General features: G+C 27.1%; 22 protein-coding genes. 13 read left to right on the top strand and 9 right to left on the bottom strand.

Annotation, left to right across the window (positions count from 1 at the left end):
- Position 1: 1 nt before the first annotated feature.
- Genes AFAEC_RS06640 through uvrC form a run of 4 tightly spaced genes read right to left on the bottom strand, consistent with a single transcriptional unit; the run spans position 2 to position 6,929 of the window.
- On the bottom strand, positions 2-2,509 hold the full coding sequence (locus tag AFAEC_RS06640) for a flagellar hook-length control protein FliK (RefSeq protein ID WP_051487511.1): 2,508 nt from the start codon (positions 2,507-2,509) through the stop codon (positions 2-4).
- 1 nt (position 2,510) lies between these two features.
- Complete coding sequence (locus tag AFAEC_RS06635; protein ID WP_026805527.1) at positions 2,511-4,022, bottom strand: PAS domain S-box protein; 1,512 nt, start codon at positions 4,020-4,022, stop codon at positions 2,511-2,513.
- 35 nt (positions 4,023-4,057) lie between these two features.
- The gene (locus tag AFAEC_RS06630; RefSeq protein WP_026805528.1) at positions 4,058-5,092 is read right to left on the bottom strand and encodes an alanine racemase; all 1,035 of its coding nucleotides are present in this window, start codon (positions 5,090-5,092) and stop codon (positions 4,058-4,060) included.
- Positions 5,070-6,929, bottom strand: coding sequence for an excinuclease ABC subunit UvrC (gene uvrC / locus AFAEC_RS06625; protein WP_026805529.1), 1,860 nt, complete (start codon positions 6,927-6,929; stop codon positions 5,070-5,072). Before uvrC ends, AFAEC_RS06630 begins: the two co-directional genes overlap by 23 nt.
- 201 nt (positions 6,930-7,130) lie before the next feature.
- On the opposite strand from uvrC, the gene AFAEC_RS06620 reads away from it, so the two are divergent.
- Complete coding sequence (locus AFAEC_RS06620) at positions 7,131-9,563, top strand: methyl-accepting chemotaxis protein (RefSeq protein WP_026805530.1); 2,433 nt, start codon at positions 7,131-7,133, stop codon at positions 9,561-9,563.
- 15 nt (positions 9,564-9,578) lie between these two features.
- Here the strand turns inward: AFAEC_RS06620 and AFAEC_RS06615 are convergent, their stop codons facing one another.
- The 5 genes from AFAEC_RS06615 to AFAEC_RS06595 form a co-directional block, all read right to left on the bottom strand.
- Complete coding sequence (locus AFAEC_RS06615; RefSeq protein ID WP_026805531.1) at positions 9,579-10,349, bottom strand: choline/ethanolamine kinase family protein; 771 nt, start codon at positions 10,347-10,349, stop codon at positions 9,579-9,581.
- Positions 10,346-10,909 (bottom strand): nicotinamide riboside transporter PnuC, encoded by a 564-nt coding sequence (gene pnuC / locus AFAEC_RS06610; protein WP_081754503.1) that lies wholly within the window; start codon positions 10,907-10,909, stop codon positions 10,346-10,348. The genes AFAEC_RS06615 and pnuC overlap by 4 nt, the downstream gene beginning before the upstream one ends.
- A gap of 77 nt (positions 10,910-10,986) precedes the next feature.
- The gene (locus AFAEC_RS06605) at positions 10,987-14,136 is read right to left on the bottom strand and encodes an efflux RND transporter permease subunit (protein WP_026805533.1); all 3,150 of its coding nucleotides are present in this window, start codon (positions 14,134-14,136) and stop codon (positions 10,987-10,989) included.
- 2 nt (positions 14,137-14,138) lie between these two features.
- Positions 14,139-15,176: an efflux RND transporter periplasmic adaptor subunit gene (locus AFAEC_RS06600; RefSeq protein WP_026805534.1), complete on the bottom strand. Its 1,038-nt coding sequence runs from the start codon at positions 15,174-15,176 to the stop codon at positions 14,139-14,141.
- Entirely contained in the window at positions 15,173-16,405 is a 1,233-nt protein-coding gene (locus AFAEC_RS06595; protein ID WP_026805535.1) for a TolC family protein, read from the bottom strand. Before AFAEC_RS06595 ends, AFAEC_RS06600 begins: the two co-directional genes overlap by 4 nt.
- Positions 16,406-16,505: 100 nt before the next feature.
- On the opposite strand from AFAEC_RS06595, the gene AFAEC_RS06590 reads away from it, so the two are divergent.
- The 12 genes from AFAEC_RS06590 (at position 16,506) to AFAEC_RS06535 (ending at position 26,994) form a co-directional block, all read left to right on the top strand.
- The gene (locus tag AFAEC_RS06590) at positions 16,506-16,988 is read left to right on the top strand and encodes a MarR family winged helix-turn-helix transcriptional regulator (protein ID WP_026805536.1); all 483 of its coding nucleotides are present in this window, start codon (positions 16,506-16,508) and stop codon (positions 16,986-16,988) included.
- Positions 16,989-17,058: 70 nt separating this feature from the next.
- Complete coding sequence (locus AFAEC_RS06585) at positions 17,059-17,250, top strand: hypothetical protein (protein WP_081754499.1); 192 nt, start codon at positions 17,059-17,061, stop codon at positions 17,248-17,250.
- A gap of 84 nt (positions 17,251-17,334) precedes the next feature.
- A complete protein-coding gene (locus AFAEC_RS06580) occupies positions 17,335-18,510 on the top strand; it encodes a nucleotide sugar dehydrogenase (protein ID WP_034216319.1) in 1,176 nt (391 codons plus the stop codon).
- Positions 18,511-18,524: 14 nt separating this feature from the next.
- Positions 18,525-19,616 (top strand): NAD-dependent epimerase, encoded by a 1,092-nt coding sequence (locus tag AFAEC_RS06575; protein ID WP_026805539.1) that lies wholly within the window; start codon positions 18,525-18,527, stop codon positions 19,614-19,616.
- A complete protein-coding gene (locus AFAEC_RS06570; RefSeq protein WP_026805540.1) occupies positions 19,613-20,857 on the top strand; it encodes a nucleotide sugar dehydrogenase in 1,245 nt (414 codons plus the stop codon). Before AFAEC_RS06575 ends, AFAEC_RS06570 begins: the two co-directional genes overlap by 4 nt.
- A gap of 4 nt (positions 20,858-20,861) precedes the next feature.
- Positions 20,862-21,716: a glucose-1-phosphate thymidylyltransferase RfbA gene (gene rfbA, locus AFAEC_RS06565; protein WP_026805541.1), complete on the top strand. Its 855-nt coding sequence runs from the start codon at positions 20,862-20,864 to the stop codon at positions 21,714-21,716.
- Positions 21,706-22,743, top strand: a complete 1,038-nt coding sequence (rfbB, locus tag AFAEC_RS06560; RefSeq protein ID WP_026805542.1) for a dTDP-glucose 4,6-dehydratase — start codon at positions 21,706-21,708, stop codon at positions 22,741-22,743. The genes rfbA and rfbB overlap by 11 nt, the downstream gene beginning before the upstream one ends.
- On the top strand, positions 22,740-23,813 hold the full coding sequence (locus tag AFAEC_RS06555; protein ID WP_026805543.1) for a DegT/DnrJ/EryC1/StrS family aminotransferase: 1,074 nt from the start codon (positions 22,740-22,742) through the stop codon (positions 23,811-23,813). The genes rfbB and AFAEC_RS06555 overlap by 4 nt, the downstream gene beginning before the upstream one ends.
- Positions 23,814-24,461: a PglD-related sugar-binding protein gene (locus AFAEC_RS06550; protein WP_026805544.1), complete on the top strand. Its 648-nt coding sequence runs from the start codon at positions 23,814-23,816 to the stop codon at positions 24,459-24,461.
- A gap of 10 nt (positions 24,462-24,471) precedes the next feature.
- Positions 24,472-25,980: an amino acid adenylation domain-containing protein gene (locus AFAEC_RS06545; RefSeq protein WP_026805545.1), complete on the top strand. Its 1,509-nt coding sequence runs from the start codon at positions 24,472-24,474 to the stop codon at positions 25,978-25,980.
- Positions 25,977-26,780 carry a GNAT family N-acetyltransferase gene (locus AFAEC_RS06540; RefSeq protein WP_026805546.1) on the top strand — a complete coding sequence of 268 codons (804 nt, stop codon included), beginning with the start codon at positions 25,977-25,979 and terminating at the stop codon, positions 26,778-26,780. The genes AFAEC_RS06545 and AFAEC_RS06540 overlap by 4 nt, the downstream gene beginning before the upstream one ends.
- Positions 26,770-26,994, top strand: a complete 225-nt coding sequence (locus tag AFAEC_RS06535; RefSeq protein ID WP_026805547.1) for a phosphopantetheine-binding protein — start codon at positions 26,770-26,772, stop codon at positions 26,992-26,994. Before AFAEC_RS06540 ends, AFAEC_RS06535 begins: the two co-directional genes overlap by 11 nt.
- The last annotated feature ends 1 nt before the right edge of the window (position 26,995 follow it).

The following is a 26,995-nucleotide window of genomic DNA, read 5'->3' as shown; positions in this document are numbered from 1 at the left end:
TTTAAGCCTTTATATCTATTCCTGAAGTGATATTTTGATTAAAAGTATTACTTATATAGTTACTTGTTGGATTATCTTCAAGATTCTCTTTCATATCAAGAAGTTTTATATTTACAGGGATTATATTAACACTATTTAAAGCAATTTTTAAATCTTGAATGTTATCTCTAATTGCTACTTTAAAGTGGTCTCTTTGTGCATATATTGTTAAATCCATTTTATTTTTGTCATATAAACCTAGCAATAAATCAACTTTACCAAAATCTTTTAAAGTAAGATTGATTTGGCAATAGAACTTATCTTCTTCTGCTTTTTTTATATTTATAGAACCATCTTCAAGCATTTCCCAAAAAAATGGAACATAAACAAAGTTTGAATTTGAAACTAAAGAGTTTAATTGATAAAAATCTATTTGAGTTAAAATCTTATCTACTTGTTTTAAAATATCTTGTGATTTTATATCAGTTTTTGTTGCTAACTCCTCTTTTAATTGTAATAAAACTGTTTTCATATCATCTTTTGATGTTGTTTTTATCTCATTTTCACTCTCTAAATTTGAAATTATATGTTCGACTTTATTTATAGTTTTTGATAGATGATTTTGAATATTTAAGATATTTGGATTTGATAAACTATTTAAACTCTCTTTTAAACTATTTAATAATGGAGATAAATTTGAAGCAAAATTATTTGAAAATGTGCTTAAATTATTTTGATTTAGGCTTTGAGTTAGTTGTTTATTTTCTAACATATTTTGTATATTCTCATTTTTTATAAAAAGATTTTGCATTTTTAGTAGATTATCAATAACTGGTAGAATATTTTTATTTTGAGAGATAGTTGGATTTTTTGCTATTTCATCTCTTATTTGAACTAAAAGCTCTTTTGTCTCTTTTGTAATTTGCTCTTTTACAGCTATCTCTTCTGGTGTTTGGTTTATATTTGGATTTACTCTATTTGATTGTGTTTCTATATTTAATGAATTTTGTGTAGTTATTTGAGGAGTATCCATACTTTGTTTTATTTGATTTTGTATTTGATTTAAAAATGCTTGAGTGCTTTGTACTTGATTTTGTGAAATAGGAATATTTACTTGAGTTAAATTTTGATTTATATTTATTTGTTGGTTTTGTGCATTAAAAATATTTTGTTGTAAATTCTGAATTTGTACTTGGCTTTGATTTTGAGGTGTTTGTATAGTTTGATTAATGTTTTGATTTATATTCTTTTCTAAATTTTGTATTATATTTTGTTGATTTAATATAGGTTGTTTTGTTTGTATGATTGAACTATTTTCAAATTTTGATTCGACTAAAGAAGCTTGATTTGTAGCTGTTTTTAGCTCTTTTGTAAGATTTGTAAGATTTGTAAGATTTTCTAACTCTTTTGGATTTAAATTTGTACTTAAAGTTTGAAGATTTTGAGTTAGAGTTTTTAAACTATTTGACAAAGGGTTATTTAAAATAGGCTCTTTTACTGTAATTTGTAAAGGAGTACTATTTGGGCTTGTAAAGTTTTGAGTTGCTTGATTTTGAGCTAAATTTTGGTTTGCTTGTACAATATTTGTATTAGTATTTTGATTTACTGTATTTACAATATTTTGTATTTGTTGAGTTTGAGTTGAAACTTGGGTTTGTGAAACTTGTACTTGAGCATTTTGAGTTATTTGTATTTGATTATTAGTTGGTGTTGTAAAGTTTTGAGTTACTTGATTTTGAGTTAAATTTTGGTTTGCTTGTACAATGTTTGTATTAATATTTTGATTTGCTGTATTTACAATATTTTGAGTTTGTTGAGTTTGAGTTGAAACTTGTACTTGAGTATTTTGTGTTGTTTGTGTTTGAAGCAAATTTTGTGTAGCTGTTGGTGTATTTGTTTGTGTAGATACTTGAACTTGTGTCTGAGTTTGATTTTGAGTATTTTGTATTGTAGCATTTTGATTTGTAGTAGAAGTTTTTGGATTGGAAATATCTTGTAAAATTTTTGTTATTTGTTCATTTATTTGCTTTGAAACAGGAGTTTCAATAGTTTTTATTAGGCTTTGAATATCTTTTAAAATATTTTCTATTTTTGTATTTTGAGTATTTGCAAGTTTGTTTTCAAGAAAAACTCCAGAATTTTTTATCTGTTCTTTTAAAGTTGTAGCATCTAAATCTTTTATATTTTTTGATAAATTCTCGATTAATGGTTTGAATTTTGCCAAACTATCGCTACTTTCTACATCTTCTAAAAGATTTGATAAAGTTGCAAGATTTGTAGATACATTTCCTAACTCTTTAAAAATTGTTGAGTTTTTTAAAATATTCTCTATTGAAGTTGAAGATTTTGAACCATCTTTTATATTTTCAAATAGCTCTTTTATAACTTTACTAGCAGTTGTTTGTGCTTTTGGATCTTCTTTTATAATATTTTCAAGAACTTTTGAATCAGCCTCTTTTAGTACATCATTTAAAACTTTATTATTGTTTGCTAATAAAATATTTAAAGCTGCACTCCCTGATATTAACATCTTAACTCTCTTTAAAATCTTTTGGTTTTAAATTATCTTCAAAAATTATAACAAAAGATGCTCCTTTATACTCTTTTTCTTTAAATGAAAAATTTATATTATTTGCTTTTATAGAAGCTTTGTGTCTTTGAGTAATAAATTTATGAGTCATAGCAAGTCCTATTCCTGTTCCAAAATTTTGATGTTTTGTTGTGAAATAAGGTTCAAAAATTCTATCTAAGATATCTTCTTCTATTCCACCACCACTATCTTTAATCTCTACTTTAACTCCTTCATCAATTTTTTTACTACATATTAAAATTAATCTATCTTTTGTGTTTACTACATTTTCTATAATAGCATCTTTTGAATTATTTAAAATATTTATAAAAGATTGGATTAACTCATTTTGAAAACCAGAGATTATTAAATCATCTCTAAAGTCTGTAATAACTCTAATTTTATTCATCTTTATAGCAGAATCAAGTAGAGATAGAGATTTTTTAAGAGTTTTTATTATGCTAAGATTTTCTAAATCACTTGTATTTACTATGAAATTCCTAAAATCATCAATAGTATCAGATAGATAGTTTGATTGCTCCATAATTTTTTGCATATTTTTATCTAAATCTTCACTCTCAATCTTTTTTAGATTATTAAGAACTTTTATTGAACTAGCTATTGATGTGATTATACTTAATGGTTGCCTCCATTGATGAGCAATATTTCCTACCATTTCACCCATTGAGATAAGTCTTGATTGCTCTTGGATTAACTTATCTCTTGAAATATCTTTCATATTTACCATAATATGATTTTCATCAATTCTATAAGGATAGAGCATAACTTCAATATTTTTGTCATTGATGACACAAACTTTTTCAAATGGTTTTGAGGTATTTGTAGCTAAAAATTCTTCAAAGCTTAATTTTGATTCTTCTAAATATTCAGGAGCAGTAAGATTTAAGCAACTTGTATTTAAAAGTTCTTTTTCACTAAGTCCTGTAATTTCACAATAAGTTTTATTTACTTTTATAAAATTTGTCTCTAAATCAATTATTGCTAAACCATCTATTGTGTTATTAAATATAGCTTCAAGTTCATTTTGTTGTTTTTTTATCTGTTTTAAATCTTCTTCTAACTTTTTTTTATAAAATTCTTGTTCACTTATATCTTGTGTTGTTCCAAAAAAAGCTATAGGAGAACTTTTTTCATCAAATTTTACTTCATATTTTTGCTCTAAATATTTTATTTTTCCAGATTTTGTAATAATTTTATGTTTAAAGCTATACTCTTTTTCTATATTTTTTAGGGAGTCAAGATAAAAATTATTTACCGCTTCTCTATCTTTAGAATCTACAATATTCAAAAAGTCTTCATACTTATGTGAAAAAGTATCTTTGTCTATTTCTAAAATATTATAAATTTCACTAGAGTAGGTGATTTTATTGCTTTTTAAATCAAGCTCCCAAAAACCAGTTTTCGATAATTTTTGTAACTGTTCTAACTTCTCTTTATAGTAATTTATATCCATAAAATCTTCCTCTAAAAAATTATTTTAATATTTTATTATAGTAAAATCTCTTTTTTTATATTCTCTTTTAGGCTACAAGTTATTTCATAAGTAATTGTTTTATGGATTTTTGCTAAAGTAGTAACATCATCAAATAAGCAAATATTATTTTCGTTACTATTTAAAGATAGATTATCCATTGAGACTCTTCCTAAAACTTTAAATCCCTTAGGAGTTGTGTAGCTATCTTCTTCATTTAGTCTTAAAAACCCATCTCCATATCCTATATCATAAGTACTTACTACCATATCTTCTGTTGCTGTAAATTTTCCACCATATCCAATACTTTGCCCTTTTTTTAAATATCTAGTTGCCATTTTAGAAGCCCATAATGACATAACAGGTTTTAGCTTTGGAAAATCAAATACTCCATCATTGTCTAAATATCCATAAGTTGCAATTCCAACTCTAGCAAAATCTTCGTTTAAATTTTCAAAATTTGACTCTCTAAAAAGCCCTGCTGAATTGCAAGAGTGAAAAGAGGGGAGAGGTAATAAAAGTTTTTCACATATATTTTTTACACTATTTTTTACAAGAGAAAAATTCTCTTTTTGCCAGAAGAAATCCGTACTTAGAGTATCAGCACCTCTATGATGTGTGAAAACCCCTGTAATATTGGCTTTATGTTTAAGAAGCCCTAAAATAGCCACTTCTATATCTTCTATTGCTATTCCATTTCGGTGCATTCCTGTATCAATTTTGAGATGAACATTTGCATTTTGTGGTACTTTTTCTATATCATCTAAACTATTTATTGCTATGTGAAAAGTATGTGAATAGTTGTGAAAAGTTTGGTCTGCTAGAACTAAAATATATGAAAAATAACTTTCTATTTTTCTTGCATCTTCTATAGTTCTTACAACTGCTTTTTCTATCCCAAATTCATAACATAATTTTGCTATTTCAATTAACCCGTGACCATAAGCATTATCTTTTAAAACAACAGCAATTTTATTTTTATTTGTTGCTTTTTTACTAATAACTTCAAGATTATAAAAAAGATTTTTTTTATTTAATAATATTTTTGCCACACTCTTCCTTTTTAAAATAGTCAATTATATTTTGTGCATCTATTTCATTTAAAACATTTTTTAATTCATCAAAAGATGAACTTTTTATTTTGTCAAACTCTCCAAAATATAAAAGAAGTTTTTTGATTTTTGCTTCACCTATACCTTTGATTTGAAGTAAAGATATCTGTTTATCTTGAACTCTTTTTTGTTTTTTATGAAAACTTATTGCAAATCTATGAGCTTCATCTCTTAATCTTTGTACGAATTGTAGTCTTTTATCACTTGTAGGTAAGTTAAAGTTTTTGAACTCATCTTTTTCATTTTTATAGTGAATTATATCTTTTGCACTACCTTTTGCTCTATGTGCCTTTGCATCAATTTTCTCTTTAGCAATTGCAATAATATCTAAATTTACTCCAACACTTTTTATAATATCAAAAGCAAGTTTTAGCAAAGTTTCACCACCATCAATTACCCACAAATCAGGAGCTGGATTTTTGCTAAAACTTTCAACTCTTCTTATTAACATCTCCCTCATTTGAGAATACTCATATTTTGAGTCAAGATTGTAGTGTCTAAAAGCTTTTTTATCAAAGGAGTTTAAATTTTCATTCCAAACAATCATTGCCCCAACTGTTGCTTGTCCCATTAAATGAGAATTGTCAAAAGCTTCTATTATATTTGGAGTAGTTCTTAGAGAAAATAGTTCTTTAAGTTCTTCATAAATAGAGTTCTCATTTTTAATATTTTCAAGTCTTAAAAGTTCATCACAGTTATTTAAAGCAATTTTTATAATTGTAGATTTTTTATCTATTTTTGGGTTTACTATTTTTATTTTTTTACTAAATCTTTGTTGTAAAAATTCTTCAATACACTCTACTTCACTAAGTTCATCGGCTACAATTATCTCTTTTGGAATAATTGGTAAATCATTTGAATAGTAGTTTATAATAGCCCTTTTATAAGCTTCATCTAAATCAAACTCTAATTCATCATCTATTTTTATAAAATCATAGTTTGAAGAAGCAAGTTTACCATCTCTTATAAACATTCTTACAAGAGCTGCTTTTTTATTTGAAACTTTTATAGCAAAGATATCTAAATCTTCATTTGTTGCTAAATCAATACCAGTTTTTATTTGAGATTTTTCAATAGTTTTTATTCTATCTCGTAAGTTCATTGCCTCTTCAAATCTAAAATTTTCTGAGTAAAATTGCATTTTTTCTTTTAGTTTTGATATTAATTTTATTTTATTATAAATATATGTTAAAGCTTCATCTAAAAGTTTTTTGTACCCATCTTTATCTATTTTACCTTCACAAGGAGCTAAACATTTTTCTATTTGATAAAAAAGACAAGCTTTTTTTCCTTTAATACAGGATTTTTTTTGTACAAGAGGAACTATCTCATAGATACTATCAAGCATATCTTTTGCACCACTTGAATATGGACCAAAATATTTTATATTTTTACCTTTTTCTATTTTTCTAGTAATTTCAAGTCTGGGAAAATCTTCATTTAAATTTATATAGATATAAGGGTATGTTTTGTCATCTCTTAAAAGTACATTATATTTTGGTTTTAGCTGTTTTATTAGAGAGTTTTCCAAAATTAAAGCATCATGTTCATTTGGAACAACTATCCACTCTATAAAAGAGGTTTCACTAATCATCTTGAATATTCTTGGACTTAAATCAGTAGAAGCTTGTAAAGTAGGGCTAAATTTAAAGTAACTTTTTACTCTATTTTTTAGATTTTTTGCTTTTCCTATATATAAAAGATGTCCACTATTGTCAAAGTATTGATAAACACCAGCATTATTTGGGAGTTGTTTGAGTTTCTCTTCTAAATTCATTTTTGAATAGTATCAAAAATCCAATTAAATTGTAGATTTTATAAATATATTATCTATAGTGTTACTCTTTTACTTATGGTGTTACTTTTTTACTACGATTTGGAAGATTTTTATAAATAGTATCATTACTTCTATAAGAGACTTTGAAAAAAAAAGGATAAAATCTTAGACAGATACAATTGAAATGGAGATATAAAGATAATGAGAAATACAAATTTCGGTACAAAATTACTGCTAATTTTGGTCGGTACAGTAATAGTTTCTTTGGGAGCTATGATATATTTTATAACTAGCTATTCGTATGAAAACGCAGATTTACAAGCAAAAAACTATATAAAAGCGACTGTTAAATCTTATGCAAATGAAGAAAAAGCAGTTTTTGATAGTACAATAAAAATTGTACAATCTATGGTAAATAGAGTAGAAATTGCTATAAATACAAAAGAGACTTTGACAAAAGCTGGGATGGTTGAATCTTACAAAGATATTTTGAAACAAAATGACTTTTTATTTACAGCTTGGATAGGATTTGAAGATGATAGTTATATATTTGATAGATATGATGGAAGTGATAAAAATCCATATTATGCACCAAATGGCACTTTTCAACCATTAGTTACAAACAATAAAGGTAGTTTAGAGTTAGAAGCTTTACCAAATTTTGATAAAAATGAAGTTTATATAAAATATGCTTATGATAATAAAAGAGTTGCTATTTCAACTCCTTATGAATATGAGATGTCTAGTGGTAAAAAAGTTTTAATGGTTACTATTTCAGCACCAATTATGGTAAATGGTAAAATAATAGGAGTTACAGGGGTTGATTTTACTCTTGAAGCTATTAACGATAGGATTTCAAAAATAGTTCTATTTGATACAGGGTATTTATCTTTATATGAAACTCACGGAGTTGTTGTATCTCATCCAAGAGGTGAAGCTATTGGAAAACCTTTTTCAAATTTGACAACAAATCCTACAATCTTGGGAATTGTTGAAAAAGGTATAAAAGGTGAGGATTATGATTTTATGACAAAAAGCTTAAGAGATGGTAGAGACTCTTATACTTATTCACACCCTTTTGAGTTTGGAAATACTGGAAAATATTGGATGTTGGCATGTAGCGTACCTGTTGATGAGTTTATGAAAGAGGCAAATAGTGTGAGAAATTTCTCTTTAATCTTTGCTTTAGTTGTAACAGGATTGATAATAGCTATAGTTATGTATAGTATGAAAGTTTTAAGTAAAAATTTAACAGCAATTAGTGGTGGACTTTTAGGCTTTTTTGCATTTTTAAATAAAGAGTCAGATAAAACAACTCCTATAACACTTGATAGTAAAGATGAGTTTGGAACTATGGCAAATGTCATAAATACAAATATTGAAAAAACAAAAAAGCTTTTAGAACAAGATGATATTTTGATACAAGATGTAAAAAGAGTAGTTGAAGAGGTTAAAGGAGGTTCTTTAAATAGTAGAATAGAGAAGATTACAGATAATACTGGGCTTGAAGAGTTAAAAAATAACTTTAATGCAATGCTTGAAGTTACTCAAAAAAATGTTTGTTCTGATATAAACAAAGTTGTAGCAGTTTTAGAGAGTTTTTCTAAGTTAGATTTTAGAGTGAAAATAGAGAATGATAATGGGAAAATTGTAAATGGTATAAATGAACTAGCCACTATTATAAACAATATGTTGGTAGAAAATAAAGCAAATGGATTGACTTTGGAAGATAGTTCAAAACTTCTTTTGGCAAATGTTGATAAATTAAATTTAAGCTCAAATGAGGCAGCAGCTTCACTTGAAGAGACAGCCGCAGCTCTTGAAGAGATTACAAGTAATATTAGAAATAACACAGAAAATATAGCAAAAATGGCAAGTTACTCAAATGAGATTATAAAAGCATCAACTGAGGGCGAGAAATTGGCAAATCAGACAACTTTTGCTATGGATGAGATAAATATAAAAGTAAATCTAGTAAATGAGGCAATTTCTGTAATAGATAATATCTCTTTCCAAACAAATATTCTAAGCCTAAATGCAGCAGTTGAAGCAGCAACAGCTGGTGAAGCTGGAAAAGGTTTTGCAGTTGTTGCTCAAGAGGTACGAAATCTTGCAAGTAGAAGTGCTGAAGCTGCGAGTGAGATTAAAAGAATAGTTCAAGAGGCTACACAAAAGGCAAATGAAGGAAAACTTATAGCTTCAAATATGATAGCTGGTTATAAAAGTTTAAATGAATCTATTACTTCAACTACAAATTTAATAAATGATGTAGAGATGTCTAGTAAAGAGCAGTTAAATGGAATAGAGCAGATAAATGATGCTGTAAATGAGCTTGACCGTCAAACACAACAAAATGCAGCTATTGCTTCACAAACAAATGATATAGCATTAAATGCTGATGAGATAGCAAGACTAATAGTAGAAGATGCAAATAAAAAAGAGTTTATAGGGAAAAATAGTGTAAAAGCTAAGCAAATGCAGACAAATGTATCGCAAAAACATAGCTATGTAAATATTGAAAATAGTAAGAAAGAGAAGAAAAATATTGAGGATATAAGTGCTGAAAAACCAAAACCAAAAAAGCTTGAAAAAATAAGTGAAAAGGTAGAAACTGATGAGTGGGAGAGCTTTTAGAAAGCTCTTTTTCTCTTAAGCCAAATTTTGAGAACTAAACCATAAATAGCAGAAACTTTTGTAGATTATTTTAAAAGTTTCTAGCTTTTTTGTATAGTATTTGAACTTTTTTCTTTTTAAAGCTTCAGTTTTAAAGTAGCTTTTTAAAGCCACTTTTTCCATTTTTTTATCAAGCTTAAACTCAATACAAATAGAAGCCAAATCAAAAAATCTATCATTTGTTCCAGCATATTCCCAGTCTATTATTCTAACACTATTTTGTGAAAACAAAATATTTTTTGGATTTAAATCAAAGTGTGATAAAACAAGCTCTTTTTTATACTTTTTTGATCTTTTAAGAGCTGATTTTAGCTTTTTTAGTATATCTTTACTGTTTTTATTTTTAAGGTTTTTTTTGTAGCTTTTAAAATCTTTTTTGAAGTCATAGCTCTTTGATTTTTGTTTAATAGAGTGTAATGTTTTTATTGTAGAAATAAGATTTTTTAGTTCATTTTTTGATAGTTTTTCCTTATGCACACCATTTAAATATTCATAAATCATAAAATTATCATTTAAAAAAATTGGTTTTGGAGCAATATTTAGTTTATTTGCCATTTCTTGTGTTTTAAACTCAAATTCTCTACTAATATTTACACTTTGATTTGATTTAAAAACTCTTAAAACATAGTTTTGATTTTTTGTTTTGATTAAATAGCTTATATTGTTGAAACCTTGAGATTTTAATATCTCTATTGAAATATTAAGATTCCCAAAAATGTTTAGATTTTTTATCTCCTCTATATTCAAGATAAATTCTCCTTTTTCCAAGAAAAATATGCAAAAATAGCCATAATAGTGTAGATAAAAAATAGAACGGCTGTAAGATAGAACTCTTTTTGATAGTATAAGTATATAGCAAAACTATCTATAAAAACCCAATAAATCCAGTTTTCTAAAACTTTTTTTGTTAGTAAATATGTAGTACTTAGAGAGAAAATGGTTACAAAACTATCAAGATAAGCAAAAGAGGCATTTGTATAATTTTGCATAAAATACCCAACTATGAAAGATAATATAGATAAAAAGATGATGAGTTTAATATGAGATTTTAGAGTTAGAGTTGAAACCTTTAATTCCTTAGAATTTTCAATTTTAAACCCTCTTTTCCAGCTATAATAACCATATATTGCCATAATTAAATAGTATGCATTTAAAAGTGAAGACATAAATAAAGTTGCATCAAAAAATAAAATAGAGTATATTAGGGTACTAAAAAAAGCAGCTATAAAACCAAAGGCATTTTGCTTAATTGCTAAAAGAAGATAAAGAATAGATAAAAAAACTGCAATAATTTCAAAATAGCTCATATATAATAAGCTATCCATGATGTTTATATAAATATCTATAATCTACCCTTTATCTTGATAGAAATAGCCAAAAATGGCTATTTCTCACTATTACTATTTTCTTCTTTTTTTAAATCTGCTGTAATACTTCCCTCTTTTTCACGGCTTAATCTAGAGATAAGTATATAAAATAGTGGGATAAAAATAATTGCTATAAATGTTGCTGTAAGCATTCCACCAATAACACCTGTTCCAATAGAGTGTTTACTAGCAGCTCCAGCTCCTCCACTAATAGCAAGTGGTAAAACACCAATAGTAAATGCTAAAGATGTCATAATAATTGGTCTTAATCGCACTTTTGCAGCTTCTAGTGCTGCATCAACAAGATTAAACCCTTCTTTTCTTTTTTGTAAAGCAAACTCTACAATCAAAATAGCATTTTTAGCAGCAAGTCCAGCAAGAACTAAAAGTCCAATTTGGAAATAGATATTATTATCTAATCCTCTTATATTTGTAGCTAAGATTGCTCCAAATATAGCAAAAGGAACAGCTAAAACAACTGAAATTGGTAATAACCATCTTTCATATAAAGCTGCAAGAATTAGGAATAAGAATACAATACCAAAGATAAATGCTTGTGCTGAACTTCCACCAATTTGTTTCTCTTGATAAGCAGTTCCTACCCATGAAATTGTATAACCACTAGGTAAAACTTCATTTGCAACTTCTTCAATAGCATTTAAAGCATCTCCAGAACTATATCCAGGAGCTGGTTGTCCTGAAACTTTTGCAGCTTGGAAAAGGTTAAATCTCTCTATTAAATCCGCTCCAACTTGTTGTTTTGCCGTAACAAAAGAGTTAAGTGGTAAAAGTTCACCATTTTTAGATCTCACAAATATATTTTGCATATTATTTATATTATTTCTATACTCTTCAATTGCTTGTAAATTTACCTTATAAGTTCTTCCATAAAGTGAGAAATCATTTACATAAAAGCTTCCAAAAGTTGCATTTATAGTGCTATAAATATCATTTACATTTACCCCTTTTGCTTTTGCTTTTTCAATATCTACATCGATTTTAAACTGAGGGATATTTGCAGCTAATGAAGTTCTAACACCAACTAATTCAGGTCTTGTACTTGCTTTTGCAATGATTTGATTTACAGCATTTCCAAGTTCTTCTATTGATCTTCCATTTCTATCTTGAACATACATATCAAATCCACCAGTAACACTCATCCCCATAATTGGAGGTGGAACAACTGCAAAAGAGAAACCTTCACTAGTACCCATTAATTGTTTACTAAATTTCTTTAAAAGTGCTTGTGCATCTTGGTCTGGATTTGGTCTTAAACTCCAATCTTTTAATTTAATAATAGTTGCAACAGTATGAGTTCTTTCTGCTGATGTTGTAAAATCATATCCTGCAAGAGTTATTATATTATTTACATTAGGATCTTTTTCAATTATTGCATTTATCTCTTCACTTAAACTAAGTGTTCTTGAAAGTGAAGAACCTGGAGGGTTAAATCCAAATACAAATATTGTTCCTTGATCTTCATCTGGAATAAGTCCTGTCTTCATAGATTTAAACATATCCCATGAAACAAATAGTAATCCACCAAAAAGTAGAATAGATATTAAAGAGAATCTAATTGTTTTTTTAACTATAAAAGAGTATCCACTTGTAAACTTATCAAACATATTATTGAACCATTTTGCAAAGCCTTTTGGTTCATGTTTTTTATTTTTTAATATTCTTACGCATAAAGATGGTGTTAAAGTAATAGCAACAAATCCTGAAATTATAACTGAAATAACTATTGTTATGGCAAATTGTCTATACATCTCTCCTGATAAACCACCCATAAATGCAACAGGTATAAAAACTGCACCTAAAACTAAAATAATGGCGATTAGAGCACCTGTTACCTCTTTCATAGCAATATATGCTGATTCAAGTGGAGTTTTTCCTTCTTCCATATGTCTTTCAATGTTTTCAATAACAATAATAGCATCATCAACAACAATTCCAATAGCAAGAACAAGACCAAAAAGAGTTAGAAGATTGATACTAAATCCTAAAACATACATTCCTGCAAAAGCTCCAACAATAGATATTGGAACAGCGATTAAAGGAATAATAGTTGCTCTCCAGCTTTGTAAGAAGATGAAAATAATTAAAATAACAAGTAAAAGTGCTTCAACAAATGTTTTTACAACTTCTTCAATAGAAGCAACAATGAAATCTGTACTATCATAAGGGATACTATAAGTCATATCCTGAGGGAAGTTTTTACTTGCATCTTCAAGTGCTTTTTTTATGGCTTTTGCAGTATCTAAAGCATTAGCTCCACTTTGTAAAAATACTCCAATTGGAATAGATGGAGAATTGTTTAATCTTGTTTGAACACCGTAAGAGCTAGCTCCTAATTCAACAGTTGCAACATCTTTTAATTTTAAACTACTTCCATCTTCATTTGCTCTAATAACAATATTTGAGAATTGATTAGGATCACTAAATCTATCAGGAGTTCGAATAGTATATGTATACATCTGTTTATTTTCAAGTGGTTCAGCACCAATTTTTCCAGCTGCATATTGATTGTTCTGTTCTTGAATAGCTGTAATTACATCAGTTGTTGCAAGAGAATATTTTGATAATTTAGCAGGATCAATCCAGATTCTAATAGAGTAATCTTTTGCTCCAAAAATCATTGCATCTCCAACACCTTCAACTCTTTTTAGAGTTTCAACCATATTTAAAAGAGCATAGTTTGAAAGATATAAAGAGTCATAAGTCTTATTTGGAGATTGAAGCATAGCAAAAAGTAAAATACTAGGGCTTTTCTCTCCAACAACTACACCTTGTCTTTTTACTTGCTCAGGCATAGATGCAAGTGCTGCTTGAACTCTATTATTTACATCGATTTTTGCTTGGTCTGGATCTGTTCCAACTTCAAAAAATACATTTATACTTAATCTTCCACTATCTTCTGCTTGAGAGTTCATATAAAGCATATTTTTTGCACCATTTATTTGCTCTTCAAGAGGTGCAGCAACAGTTTTTGCAATAGTATCTGCACTAGCCCCTGGATAAGCAGTACTAACAATAATTTGTGGAGGTAAAACCCTAGGGGATTGTTCAATTGGAAGATTAACCATAGAGATTAACCCAACAAGGAAAATAATTATACTTAAAACACCAGCAAAAACGGGGTTTTTTATAAAGAATGCTGAAATCATAACTATTTCTCTTTATTTACTATTTGAACTTTTGTTTCAGGTCTTAATTTCGCAAGATTACTAATAGCAATTTGCTCATTTATTTTTAAACCACCTTTTATAACAACTCCATTTTCAACTAAATCACCAGCAAGAACAGGTCTCGGTTTTGCTATATTATTTTCATCTATTACCATTACTATACTTGCTTGGGCAGTTTTAATAACAGCATTTTCAGGCACAACAAAAACATCTCCTAAAGATAAATTGTCAATTTCTATTTTTGTGAAATTTCCAGCTATTAAATCTGCATTTTTATTTTCAAATTTTGCTCTAACTAGAAGAGTATCTGTTGAGGCATCAATTATAGGAGAGATAAAATCAATTACTCCACCTTCATATTTTTTACCATTTATTAAAAGATTTATTTTTACAGAGTCACCTTTGATTTGAGAAAGATATTTATTTATATCATCTTTTGGTAAAGAAAATTCTGCATGAATAGGATCTGTATTTGTAATAGTAACAAGAAGTGAATTATTTGCATTACTTCCAACTAAATCTCCAACGTCATGATGTTTTATTCCAATAATTCCATCTATTGGAGCAACAACTTTTGTATAATTTAGGTTTATTTGAGCTTCATCTAAAGCTGCTTTTGCACTATCATATTGAAAAGTATAATCATCATAAGCTTGAGGGCTGATTGCTTTTGAAGCTATAAGAGTTTTTGCTCTTTCATAATCTTTTTTTGCTTTTATAAAATTTGCTTTTTTTACATTTAAAATTGCTTGATAAGTATCTGGTTCTATACTATATAAAAGAGTTCCTTTTTTTACAAAATCCCCTTCTGTAAAATGTTTTTTTGTTAAAGTCCCTGAAACTCTCGCCATAACATCAACTTGTTCATAAGCTTTTAGAATAGTTGGATAAGTTTTATTTGTAGTGTTTGTTTGCTGTGTAACTTTAAAAGTTTCTACAGGCAGTGCAGGTGCTTCATTTGCCATTAGATTGTTTAATCCAAAAAGTAAAGATATTGTAATTATCGATTTTCTTATCATTTTATATACTCCTGTAATTTCTCACCACTATGGTAAATAATATTTGCTTTTTTTATTTCTAAATCATTTAAAGCTGTTTTGTGTTGACTTATTGCATCATATTTTTCTGTTAAACTTTGTAAAAATGCAACATTATCTATAAGTCCATTTTCAAATTTTGATTTTATTATTTCATAAGCACTTTGAGAAGCTTTTATATTTGCTTCACTAGATTTTATTTTCGCTTTTGCTATCTCATAAGATTTAAGTGCTAATTGTAAATCTACATTTGCTCTATTCTTTTCATACTCATATTTTGATTTACTTGCTAAATACTCTTTTTGTTTTGACTCTACCTTATGTTTAGTCTCTCCAAAAGAGAAGATATTCCATTTCATATTTGCACTTGCTACATTTTGATGGTCAATATTATTTTGAGCTAAATTTTTATTTTTATATTCATTATCATAATATGTAAAAGTATTATCTAGTGTAATAGTTGGTAAATAACCGCTTTTTTGAGCATTTGCATTATTTTGTTTTGTTTTTATATCATACTCTAAAGCTTGAATGTCAAATCTTAGATTTTGCTCTTTTTGCTTATCTAAAAGTTCAATTTTTGAACCTTCACTTATACTTACAGAATTCCCAGTTATATACTCAAGATTGTGTAAAATTGTAGTAAGTTGAAGTTCTATCTCTTGTAAATTTACATTTGCATTTTCAACTCTTGAAATAATTTTTTGAAGTTCATCTTCTGTTGTACTTCCTGCATCAAAAAATCTTGAGATTCTCTCTTTTTGTGCATTTAATTCTGCTATTTCTTGAAGTTTAGTATCTTTTTGAGCTAGTAGAGATAAATAGTTATAATAATAGTTTACTACATTTAAAGATAAATCATTTTTAAGTGCTTCTAGGCTTTTTTCACTACTTTTTATACTGTTTGCATAAGAGTCATAAATATCTGATTTTTTTCCTCCATCATAGAGTAAATAGTTTACGCTACCATAAGCATTTACTCTTTGCTGAGCTGCACTTGCACTCTCTTTTTCTGTATAAAAATATCCAGCACCAACATCTAGTTTTGGTAAATATCCACTTTGTACGCTTTTATAATCTTCTTTTACTGCTTCAATATTTTGAACTGAAGCATCTATTAGCTTATTTTCAATAGATAAATTTACTAATTCATCTAAATTTTGGCTATATAAAAAAAGAGGTACAAAAAAAGAAAAATATAATTTTTTCAAGATTACTCCTTTTTAAATAAAGGTGAATTTTATCTTCTTTTATCTTAAGTTTATCTTGCTAGAAAGATAATTTAAAGATTATTTTGCTAAAATTCTACCTATGAATAAGAAATATTTAGATGATTTTTACCAAAGAGTATCACAAAATGAATGTCATGAAGTTTTTACTCTATCATTACCTATGTTATTAATTACAAAGAGCTTGCATAATAGTTCGGAGGCCTTTTTTAAGAGTAATTATGATTTATTACATTCTGATATTGATGTATTGGCAGCTTTATATTTTAATAATATTGAACACTCACTAACTCCAACTGAACTTTATGATGCTACTATTTTTTCTTCTGGTGGTATGACAAAGGTATTAAAAAAACTTCAAGATAGAGATCTTATAAAAAGAGACATTTCAAAAGATGATAAAAGGAAAACTTTAGTTACTTTGACTCAAAATGGAATTCTTCTAATAGAAGATTGTGTGAAAAAGACATCTATTAGACTTGATGATTCTTTTTCAATTCTTAGTTCAAAAGAGCAAAATGATTTGAAAAAAATCTTATCAAAACTTATTTACTCTCTTATATAAATGCTTGATATAAATCATTATAAATAGTTTTTATATCAAATATACTATATTTATTAAAAAAAGGATTTGTATGTTTGGATGGCTATTTGGTAAGAAAAAGAGATTTAAAAGAGAAAAAACTTATGTTTGTAAACATTGCAAACTTAGTTGTGAAACTTGTACAACTATGTTTTGTTACTCTTGTCATTCAAACTCTGGAAACCCATGTCCTCGATGTGGAAAGACAAATCTTATGGAAAAAGAACAAAAAGTTTCCTTATGAAAATTTAAGCTAAACCATAAATTAAGATAAAATTTTATATTATTTCTTTTTTAAAACTTGAAAATCTTTAGGGGGATAATAAAGATGACTTATAAAATAGCAATAGTAGGGACAGGATATGTAGGGCTTTCGAATGGCTTATTATTAGCACAACATAATCAAGTAATAGCACTAGATATAATCCCGCAAAAAGTAGAAATATTAAATAAAAAAGTATCTCCTATTGAAGATAAAGAAATTGAAGAGTATTTGAAAAAAGACAACATAAACTTCAAAGCAACTTTAGACAAAAATGAAGCTTATAAAAATGCAGATTTTATAATCATAGCAACTCCAACAGATTATGATTCTCAAACAAACTACTTTAATACAAAAAGTGTTGAAGCAGTTATAAAAGATATTTTAGAAATAAACTCAAATGCAACTATGATCATAAAATCAACTGTTCCTGTTGGATATACAAAAAACTTAAAAGAGAAATTTAATACAAATAATATAATCTTCTCTCCAGAGTTTTTGCGAGAAGGAAAAGCATTATATGATAACTTATATCCAAGTAGAATAATTGTAGGTGAAAAAAGTAAAAGAGCTGAACTTTTTGCTTCTTTACTATCACAAGGTGCTATAAAAAAAGATATTCCAATTTTATTTACAGATTCAACTGAAGCTGAAGCTATAAAACTATTTTCAAATACTTACCTTGCTATGAGAGTTGCATATTTTAATGAATTAGACTCTTATGCTCAAATTCACAATCTTAATACAAAACAAATAATCGATGGTGTAGGATTAGATCCAAGAATTGGAACACACTATAATAATCCAAGCTTTGGATATGGTGGATACTGTTTGCCAAAAGATACAAAACAACTTTTAGCAAATTATAGTAATGTGCCAAGTAATCTAATAGAAGCTATTGTAAAATCAAACTCTACAAGAAAAGATTTTATAGCAGATTCAATTATAAATAAAAATCCCAAAGTTGTGGGAATTTATAGACTTGTTATGAAAACAGGCTCAGATAACTTTAGAAGTAGTGCAATACAAGGAATAATGAAAAGAATAAAATCAAAAGGTATAGAAGTAGTAATATATGAACCTGTATTAAATGAAGATAATTTTTTTAACTCAAAAGTAATAAAAGATTTAGATGAGTTTAAAACTATTTCAGATGTAATAGTAGCAAATAGACAAAGTGGAAACCTTAAAAATGTAGAAGATAAGGTTTATACTAGAGATATTTTTAGAAGTGATAGTTAAATAAAGGGAAAAATATGAAAATACTAGTAACAGGAACAGCAGGATTTATAGGAAGTCATTTGGCTATAAAACTTCTTGAAAGAGGAGATGAAGTCATAGGACTTGACAATATAAATGACTACTATGATGTAAATGTAAAATATGGAAGACTTCAAAGAGCTGGAATCATAAATGCCTTTGAAGAGGGAAAAAATATAGTTTATGGAGAGTTAATAACTTCAAAAATAGATAAAAATTATAAATTTATAAAACTAAATCTTGAAGATAAAGAAGTTCTGATGAAACTTTTTAAAGAGCAAAAGTTTGATGCAGTTTGTAACCTTGCAGCTCAAGCAGGGGTTAGATATAGCCTTACAAATCCAGATGCTTATATGCAAAGTAATATTATAGGGTTTATGAATATTCTAGAATCTTGTAGACATAATGTAGTAAAAAATCTATCTTATGCAAGTAGTTCATCTGTTTATGGATTAAATGAAGAACTTCCTTTTTCTACAAATCACAATGTAGACCACCCAATAAGCCTTTATGCTGCAAGTAAAAAATCAAATGAACTTATGGCTCACACTTATAGCCATCTTTTTGGAATATCAACTACTGGTCTAAGATTTTTTACAGTTTATGGACCTTGGGGGAGACCTGACATGGCACTATTTTTATTTACAAAAGCAGCTCTTGAAGGAAAAAAAATAGATGTATTTAATAATGGTGAAATGTTAAGAGATTTTACATATATAGATGATATTGTTGAAGGAGTAATTCGAGTTATAGATAATCCTGCAAAAAAAGATGAAAAGTGGAATGGAAAAACAGGACAAATTTCAACTTCTTCAGCACCTTATAAAGTTTATAATATTGGGAATAATAATCCAGTAAAACTTATGGATTTTATAACTGCTATTGAAAATAAACTTGGAAAAATAATAGATAAAAATATGATGCCAATTCAAGCTGGAGATGTACCAGCAACATATGCAGATGTAAGTGATTTGGTACAAGATTTGGATTATAAACCAGCAACACCAATACAAGATGGTATTAATAGATTTGTAGATTGGTATTTAGAATTTTTTGGATACGATAAGAAAGGAAATAAAATAAGATGAGTAAAATTTGTGTAATTGGTCTTGGGTATGTTGGACTTCCTTTGGCTCATGCTTTTAGTAGTAAATATGAAGTAGTAGGGTTTGATATATCAAAATGGAGAATTGATGAATTATCAAGTGGATATGATAGAACATTGGAATTATCAAAAGAGCAAGTGAATGAAGCTATAAAAAATGGTATGAAGTTTACTTTACATATTGATGATATAAGAGATTGTAATATATATATAGTAACAGTTCCAACGCCAATTGATAAGAATAGAAGACCAGATTTAACTCCACTTATAAAAGCTAGTGAAACAGTTGGAAAAGTACTTAAAAAAGATGATATTGTTATATATGAATCTACTGTTTATCCAGGAGCAACAGAAGAAGATTGTGTTCCTATTTTAGAAAAATTTTCAAATTTAAAATTTAATATTGATTTCTTCTGTGGATATAGTCCAGAGCGAATCAATCCAGGAGATAAAGAACATACTGTTACAAAAATACTTAAAGTAACTTCTGGAAGTACTCCTGAAATTGGTAAAAAAGTGAATGAACTATATGCTAGTATTATAACAGTTGGTACTCATCTGGCACCTACAATAAAAGTTGCTGAAGCTGCAAAAGTTATAGAAAACTCTCAAAGGGATATAAATATAGCTTTTGTAAATGAATTAGCAATTATTTTTAATAAACTTGGTATCAATACAAATGATGTTTTAGCTGCAGCTGGAACGAAGTGGAATTTTTTACCATTTAAACCAGGTCTTGTTGGAGGACACTGCATAGGTGTTGATCCATATTATCTTACTCATAAAGCTCAAAGTATAGGATATAACCCAGAAATTATTCTAGCAGGAAGAAAGCTAAATGATAATATGGGTATATATGTAGCAAATCAAGTAATAAAGCTTATGATAAAAAAAGGTCATAAAATGCAAGGTTCAAAAGTATTAGTATTAGGAATTACTTTTAAAGAAAATTGTCCAGATATAAGAAATTCTAGAGTAATTGATGTTATAGAAGAACTACAAGAATTTGGATGTAATATAGATATTTATGATCCATGGGCAGATACAAAAGAAGTAGAACATGAATATAATCTAAAACTAATAAAAGAATTAAATATAGATAAATATAAAGCAATCGTTTTAGCTGTAGCTCATAATGAATTTAAACAATTAAAACTTAAAACAAATGAAAATATAGTATTTGATATAAAATCTATTTTAGATGAAGCTGATGGGAAGTTATAAGTAAATGAAAGGGATAATATTAGCAGGAGGGAGTGCGATAAGACTATATCCAGTAAGAAGAAGTATAAGTAAACAATTACTTCCAATATATGATAAACCAATGATATATTATTCTCTTTCTGTTCTAATGTTAGCTGGAATTAAAGAAATACTTATTATTTCGACACCTGAGGATTTACCAAGATTTGAAGAACTTTTGGGAAATGGAAGTGATTGGGGAATAAAATTAGAATATAAAATCCAACCAAGCCCAGATGGACTAGCACAAGCATTTATTTTAGGTGAAGAGTTTATAGGAGATGATAGTGTTTGTTTGATTTTAGGGGATAATATCTTTTATGGTCAAGGGTTTTCTCCAATGCTTAAAAAAGCAGCTTTAATAAAAGATGGTGCAGTAGTATTTGGATATCAAGTAAAAGACCCACAAAGATTTGGTGTAGCTGTAAGTATAGAAGAAAAACCAAATAATCCAAAATCAAATTTTGCAGTAACTGGACTATATTTTTATGATAATAGTGTTGTAGAAATAGCAAAAAATGTAAAACCAAGCAATCGAGGGGAACTAGAAATAACAACTGTAAATCAAGAATATCTAAAAAGAAATAAACTAAAAGTAGAGCTTTTAGGTCGAGGATTTACATGGCTTGATACAGGAACTCATGATAGTTTGATTGAAGCTGGACAATTTGTACAGACAATAGAGCATAGACAAGGTTATAAAATAGCTTATTTGGAAGAAATAGCATATAAGAATGGTTGGATAAATAAAGAAAAGATTTTAGAAATTGCAAAACCACTTTCTAAAAATGGATATGGACAATATCTTTATGATTTGGTAAAGGAAGATAATGTTCAATAACAATAATAAAACAATACTAGTAACAGGATGTGCTGGATTTATAGGTTCAAATTTTGTACCATATTTTCTAGAAAAATATCAAAATTATAATCTTGTAAACTTAGACCTTTTAACTTATGCAGGAGATTTGGAAAATTTAAAAGAGTGTGAAAATAATCCTAAATATAAATTTATAAAAGGTGATATCTGTAATAGAGAATTAATAGAATTTATCTTTACTGAATATGATATACAAGGTATTATTCATTTTGCAGCTGAATCTCATGTAGATAACTCTATAAAAAATCCAGGTGTGTTTGTTCAAACAAATGTAAATGGAACTTATACTTTGGTTGATGTAGCAAAAAGATATTGGATAGATAAACCATTTGTTTATAAAGAAAAATATCAAAATTGTAGATTTCATCATATATCAACAGATGAAGTGTATGGAACACTATCAGAAGATCCAAATGATTTATTTACAGAAAACACTCCTTATTCTCCAAACTCTCCATATTCAGCTTCAAAGGCATCTAGTGATATGATAATAAGAGCATATCATGAAACTTTTGGACTAAATACAGTTATTACAAACTGCTCAAATAATTATGGACCAAAACAACATGATGAGAAACTAATACCAACTATTATAAGAAATGCATTAAAAGGAAATCCAATACCAATATATGGTGATGGAAAAAATATAAGAGATTGGTTGTATGTATTAGATCATTGTAAAGGAATAGATTTAGTTTACCATAATGGAAAAACTGGAGAAACATATAATATTGGAGGGAGAAATGAGAGAACAAACCTTCAAATAGTGAATAGGATTTGTGAGATTTTAGATAAAGAAATTCCAAAAGATAAAAGCTATAAAGAATTAATTAGATTTGTAGAAGATAGAGCAGGACATGATAGAAGATATGCAATAGATGCAAGTAAATTAGAGAATGAACTTGGATGGAAAGCAGATGAAAACTTTGATACAGGAATAGTTAAAACTATTGAGTGGTATTTAAATAAATATGGAATAAAACAATGATAAATGTAACAAAATCGTATCTACCAAATAAAGATAAATATAAAGCTTATATAGATGAGATATATGAAAATGGATGGCTTACAAATAATGGTCCATTAGTTCAAAGGCTTGAAAAAAGACTTGCTGAATATTTAGGTGTTAAAAATCTAATTTTAGTATCAAATGGGACAGTTGCTTTAGAAATAGCTTATAGAACTTTAGATATAAGAGGTTTTGTTATCACTACTCCTTTTTCATTTGTAGCAACAACAAGTTCACTTGTTACAAATAATATTTTACCTATATTTGGAGATATTAATGAAAAATCTTTTAATCTTGATCCAAAGAATATAGAAAATTTAATTACTCCAAATACATCAGCAATACTTCCTGTACATGTATTTGGAAATGCTTGTGAAGTAGAAAAAATAGAACAAATAGCAAATAAATACAATTTGAAAGTAATTTATGATGCAGCACATGCTTTTGATGTAAAGTATAAAGATAAAAGTGTATTAAACTATGGAGATATTTCAACTCTTAGTTTTCATGCAACAAAACTTTTTCATAGTATTGAAGGAGGAGCGATTATTATAAATGATGATAATTTAGTACAAAAAGCAAGATATTTAATTAATTTTGGTATCAAAAATACTGAAGAAATACTACATTTAGGTACAAATGCAAAGATGAATGAGTTTGAAGCTGCAATGGGACTTTGTGTACTAGATGACATAGAAGAGATAAAAGAAAGAAGAAAAGATATTTTAGAAAATTATAGAAAAGAGTTAAAAGATTTAGTTCAATTTCAAGAGCAAAATAAAAATGCTACAGAAAATTACAGCTATTTTCCAGTAGTTTTTAAAAGTGAAGAGCAACTTTTAAAAGTGCAAAAAGCTTTAAATGAGAAACAGATATTTCCAAGAAGATATTTTTATCCATCTCTTGATACTTTAGAGTATATTGAGCCAAAACAAGAGTGCAAAATATCAAGAGATATAAGTAAAAGAATACTTTGTTTGCCTATTTATGCAGAACTTGAAAAATATATTCAAGATACTATTATCAAAAATATTAAGGAAAATTTATAGATGAAAAATTTAATTATAGTAGGTGCAGGTGGTTTTGCAAAAGAGCTTTTAGGATATATAAATTATGATAGATCAAAAGGTTTACTAACTGATATAAATTTAAAAGGTATTTTGGTTGATTATAAAGAACATTATGAAATTTTAGATGAGTCACTAAAATATCTAGGAAAAATAAGAGAATATGAAATTCAAAAAGATGATATTTTTATTATTGCTATTGGTGAAAATCCAGGGAGAAATATTATTGTTGATTATTTTGAATCACAAAATGCAAAATTTTTTAGCTATATTCATTCTAGTTGTTATGTTAATCCTAGTTCAAAAATAGGTGAGGGTTTGATTATGGCTCCATTTTGTATTATTAATGCAAATATTACTTTAGGAAAACATGCTTTATTAAATTCTTATAGTGCAATAGGTCATGATTGTATAGTTGGTGATAGGGCTATTTTATATCCATATGCTGCTATAAATGGGAATTGTATAATTGGAAATAATCTTATAATGGGAACAAAAGCTACAATTTTTCCAAAAGTAATGATAGGGAATAACTGTACAATAACATCACACAGTTATGTAAAATCAAATAAAAGTGATGATAGATTTATTCACCAAAAAACTCAAGAAATTGATTTAGAAAATAGATAGAGAGGTTGAAATGCAAAAAAATGTTTTAGAGTATTTAGAAAATACAGTAAAAAAATTTCCAAATAAAATAGCTATTATAGATGAAAAAAGTTCTATAAGTTTTGAAGATTTACAGCATCATGCAAAATGTGTAGCTGCAACTTTACAATCAAAAAGTATAAATAGAAATCTACCTGTTGGTGTGTTTTTACCAAAATCAATTGAAGCTGTTAAATCATTTTTAGGTGTACTTTATAATGGTGATTTTTATGTACCACTTGATGTAAAAAACCCATTTTCAAGAATTGAAGCAATTATCAAAAATATAGATATAAAATATATTATTACAGATAGTAAAAGTGTTAAGTTATTAAATGCATTAGATGATAGTATTCAATTGATTATTTTTGATGAAATAGATTTTACTCAAAATATTGAATTGAATTTTATTAATTATAAATCATCAATAGATATGGATCCAGTATATATTTTAAATACTTCTGGTTCAACAGGTGTTCCAAAAGGTGTTACTTTACCTCATAAAGCAATGGTTGATTATATTGATTGGGTTGTAAGAGAATATAAATTTGATGATAATTTAATTTTAGGAAATCAATCACCTCTTCATTTTGATATTTCAGCTTCTGATTTATATGTTACTTTAGCTACTGGTTCAACTTTAGTTTTAATTCCTGAAAGCTTATTTATGTTTCCTCCTAAATTACTTGATTATTTAGAAGAAAAGAAAGTTAATTTTATATATTGGGTACCATCTATTTTAACAACTATTTCTAAATTAGATTTATTGAAAAATAGAAATTTATCAATAAAAACTGTTTTCTATGGTGGGGAATCAATGCCTACAAAACATTTGATGTATTGGAAAAATAATTTAGAGTCTACAATTTATTCTAACTTCTTTGGGCCTACCGAGACCACAGTTATTTGTACGCATTATATTTTAGATAGAGACTTTGCAGATGATGAACCACTTCCTATTGGTTATGCTTGTAAAAATACAGATGTATTGGTACTTGATGATGAAGATAATTTAATAAGTGAAATAAATGAAATAGGAGAACTTTGTGTAAGAGGTAGTTCTTTGGCTCTTGGATATTATAATGACCCTGAAAAAACTGCTTTGGTATTTGTACAAAATCCGCTTAATAAAGCTTATCCTGAAAAAATTTATCGAACAGGTGATATCGTTTATTACAATAAAAAAGGTGAACTTATCTATAAAGGTAGAAAAGATTTTCAAATCAAACATATGGGGTATAGAATAGAACTAGGAGAGATAGAAACAGCTATTTTAGCAATAGATGGGGTTGATAATGCTTGTGTATTATATGATAATGAAAATAACAATATAGTACTTATTTATGAATCAGCGAAAAAACTAGAACAAAAAGCTATTTTACTAACACTACATAATAAATTGCCAAAGTATATGCTTCCAACAAAGTTTATATTGCTTGATGGAATGCCATTAAATATAAATGGAAAAATTGATAGAAATAAATTGAAGGAATTGATTTGATTATTTCATTTGATGAATTAAAAGTAAAATTATTTGAATTTAGAAAAAATCATAAAGAAATTATTAGTAATTATCTCTCTCAAAATATATTAGGCAAAAAAATTATATTAATTGAAAATGCTAATGGCTTACTATTTTTTGTATATGATCAAGAATATGATATCTACAAAAGCTATTTTATGGTAAATGGTTTTTATTCTTTAGAATTATTATTAATTAAAGCAAATTGGAATAAAAATAGTTCTTTAGAGTGGATTTATAAAGATAAAATTGATATTGAACTTAAGAAAACTATTGACAAATATGGATTTATTGAATATACAAGATTGAGTAAAATGAGTTTTATGAATGATGATTATATTATTGATATAGAAAATGAAGAACTGAATATAAAATATTGTAATATTTCAGATGCTAAAAGTTTAAAATTAATATTCTTACATAAATTTAATAAATATTCAGAAAATTTACCATCTAATATTGATATTGAAAAAGCTATAAAAACACAATCTATAATTAAAATTTTGGATAAGAATAGTATTGTATGTTTTTTATGGTTTGATTCAAAAAAAGTTGTAACAGAACTTAGGTATTTATTTGTAGACGAAAACTATAGAGGACAAGGTTTGTCAAAGCTTTTAATGAAACAATATTTATATTTAACTAAACAAATAAAGAAAAAACAATTGTGGGTATTAGAGAACAATGAAATAGCAATAAAATTGTATAAAAGTTTTGGCTATTCATTCGAGGATTTAAAAGATATTATATTTAAAAAAGAGGTAGAAAATGAAAAATAAAATAAAAGAGGTATTAGAAAATATTAGACCAGAGTTTGATTTTGCAAATTCTGATAATTTTTTAGAAGATGGATTACTTGATTCATTTGATTTGATTACTCTGGTTTCAAGTTTAGATGAAGTATTTGAAATATCAATTGAAGGTACAGAAATGACTCCTGAAAATTTTCAAAATATTGATACGATTGAAAAATTAGTTCAAAAATATATTTAGG

This window comes from Aliarcobacter faecis, assembly GCF_013201705.1.
Taxonomy (GTDB): Bacteria; Campylobacterota; Campylobacteria; order Campylobacterales; family Arcobacteraceae; genus Aliarcobacter; species Aliarcobacter faecis.
Note: the sequence above shows the minus strand (reverse complement) of the source record. Positions and strands in the feature narration are given on the sequence as shown.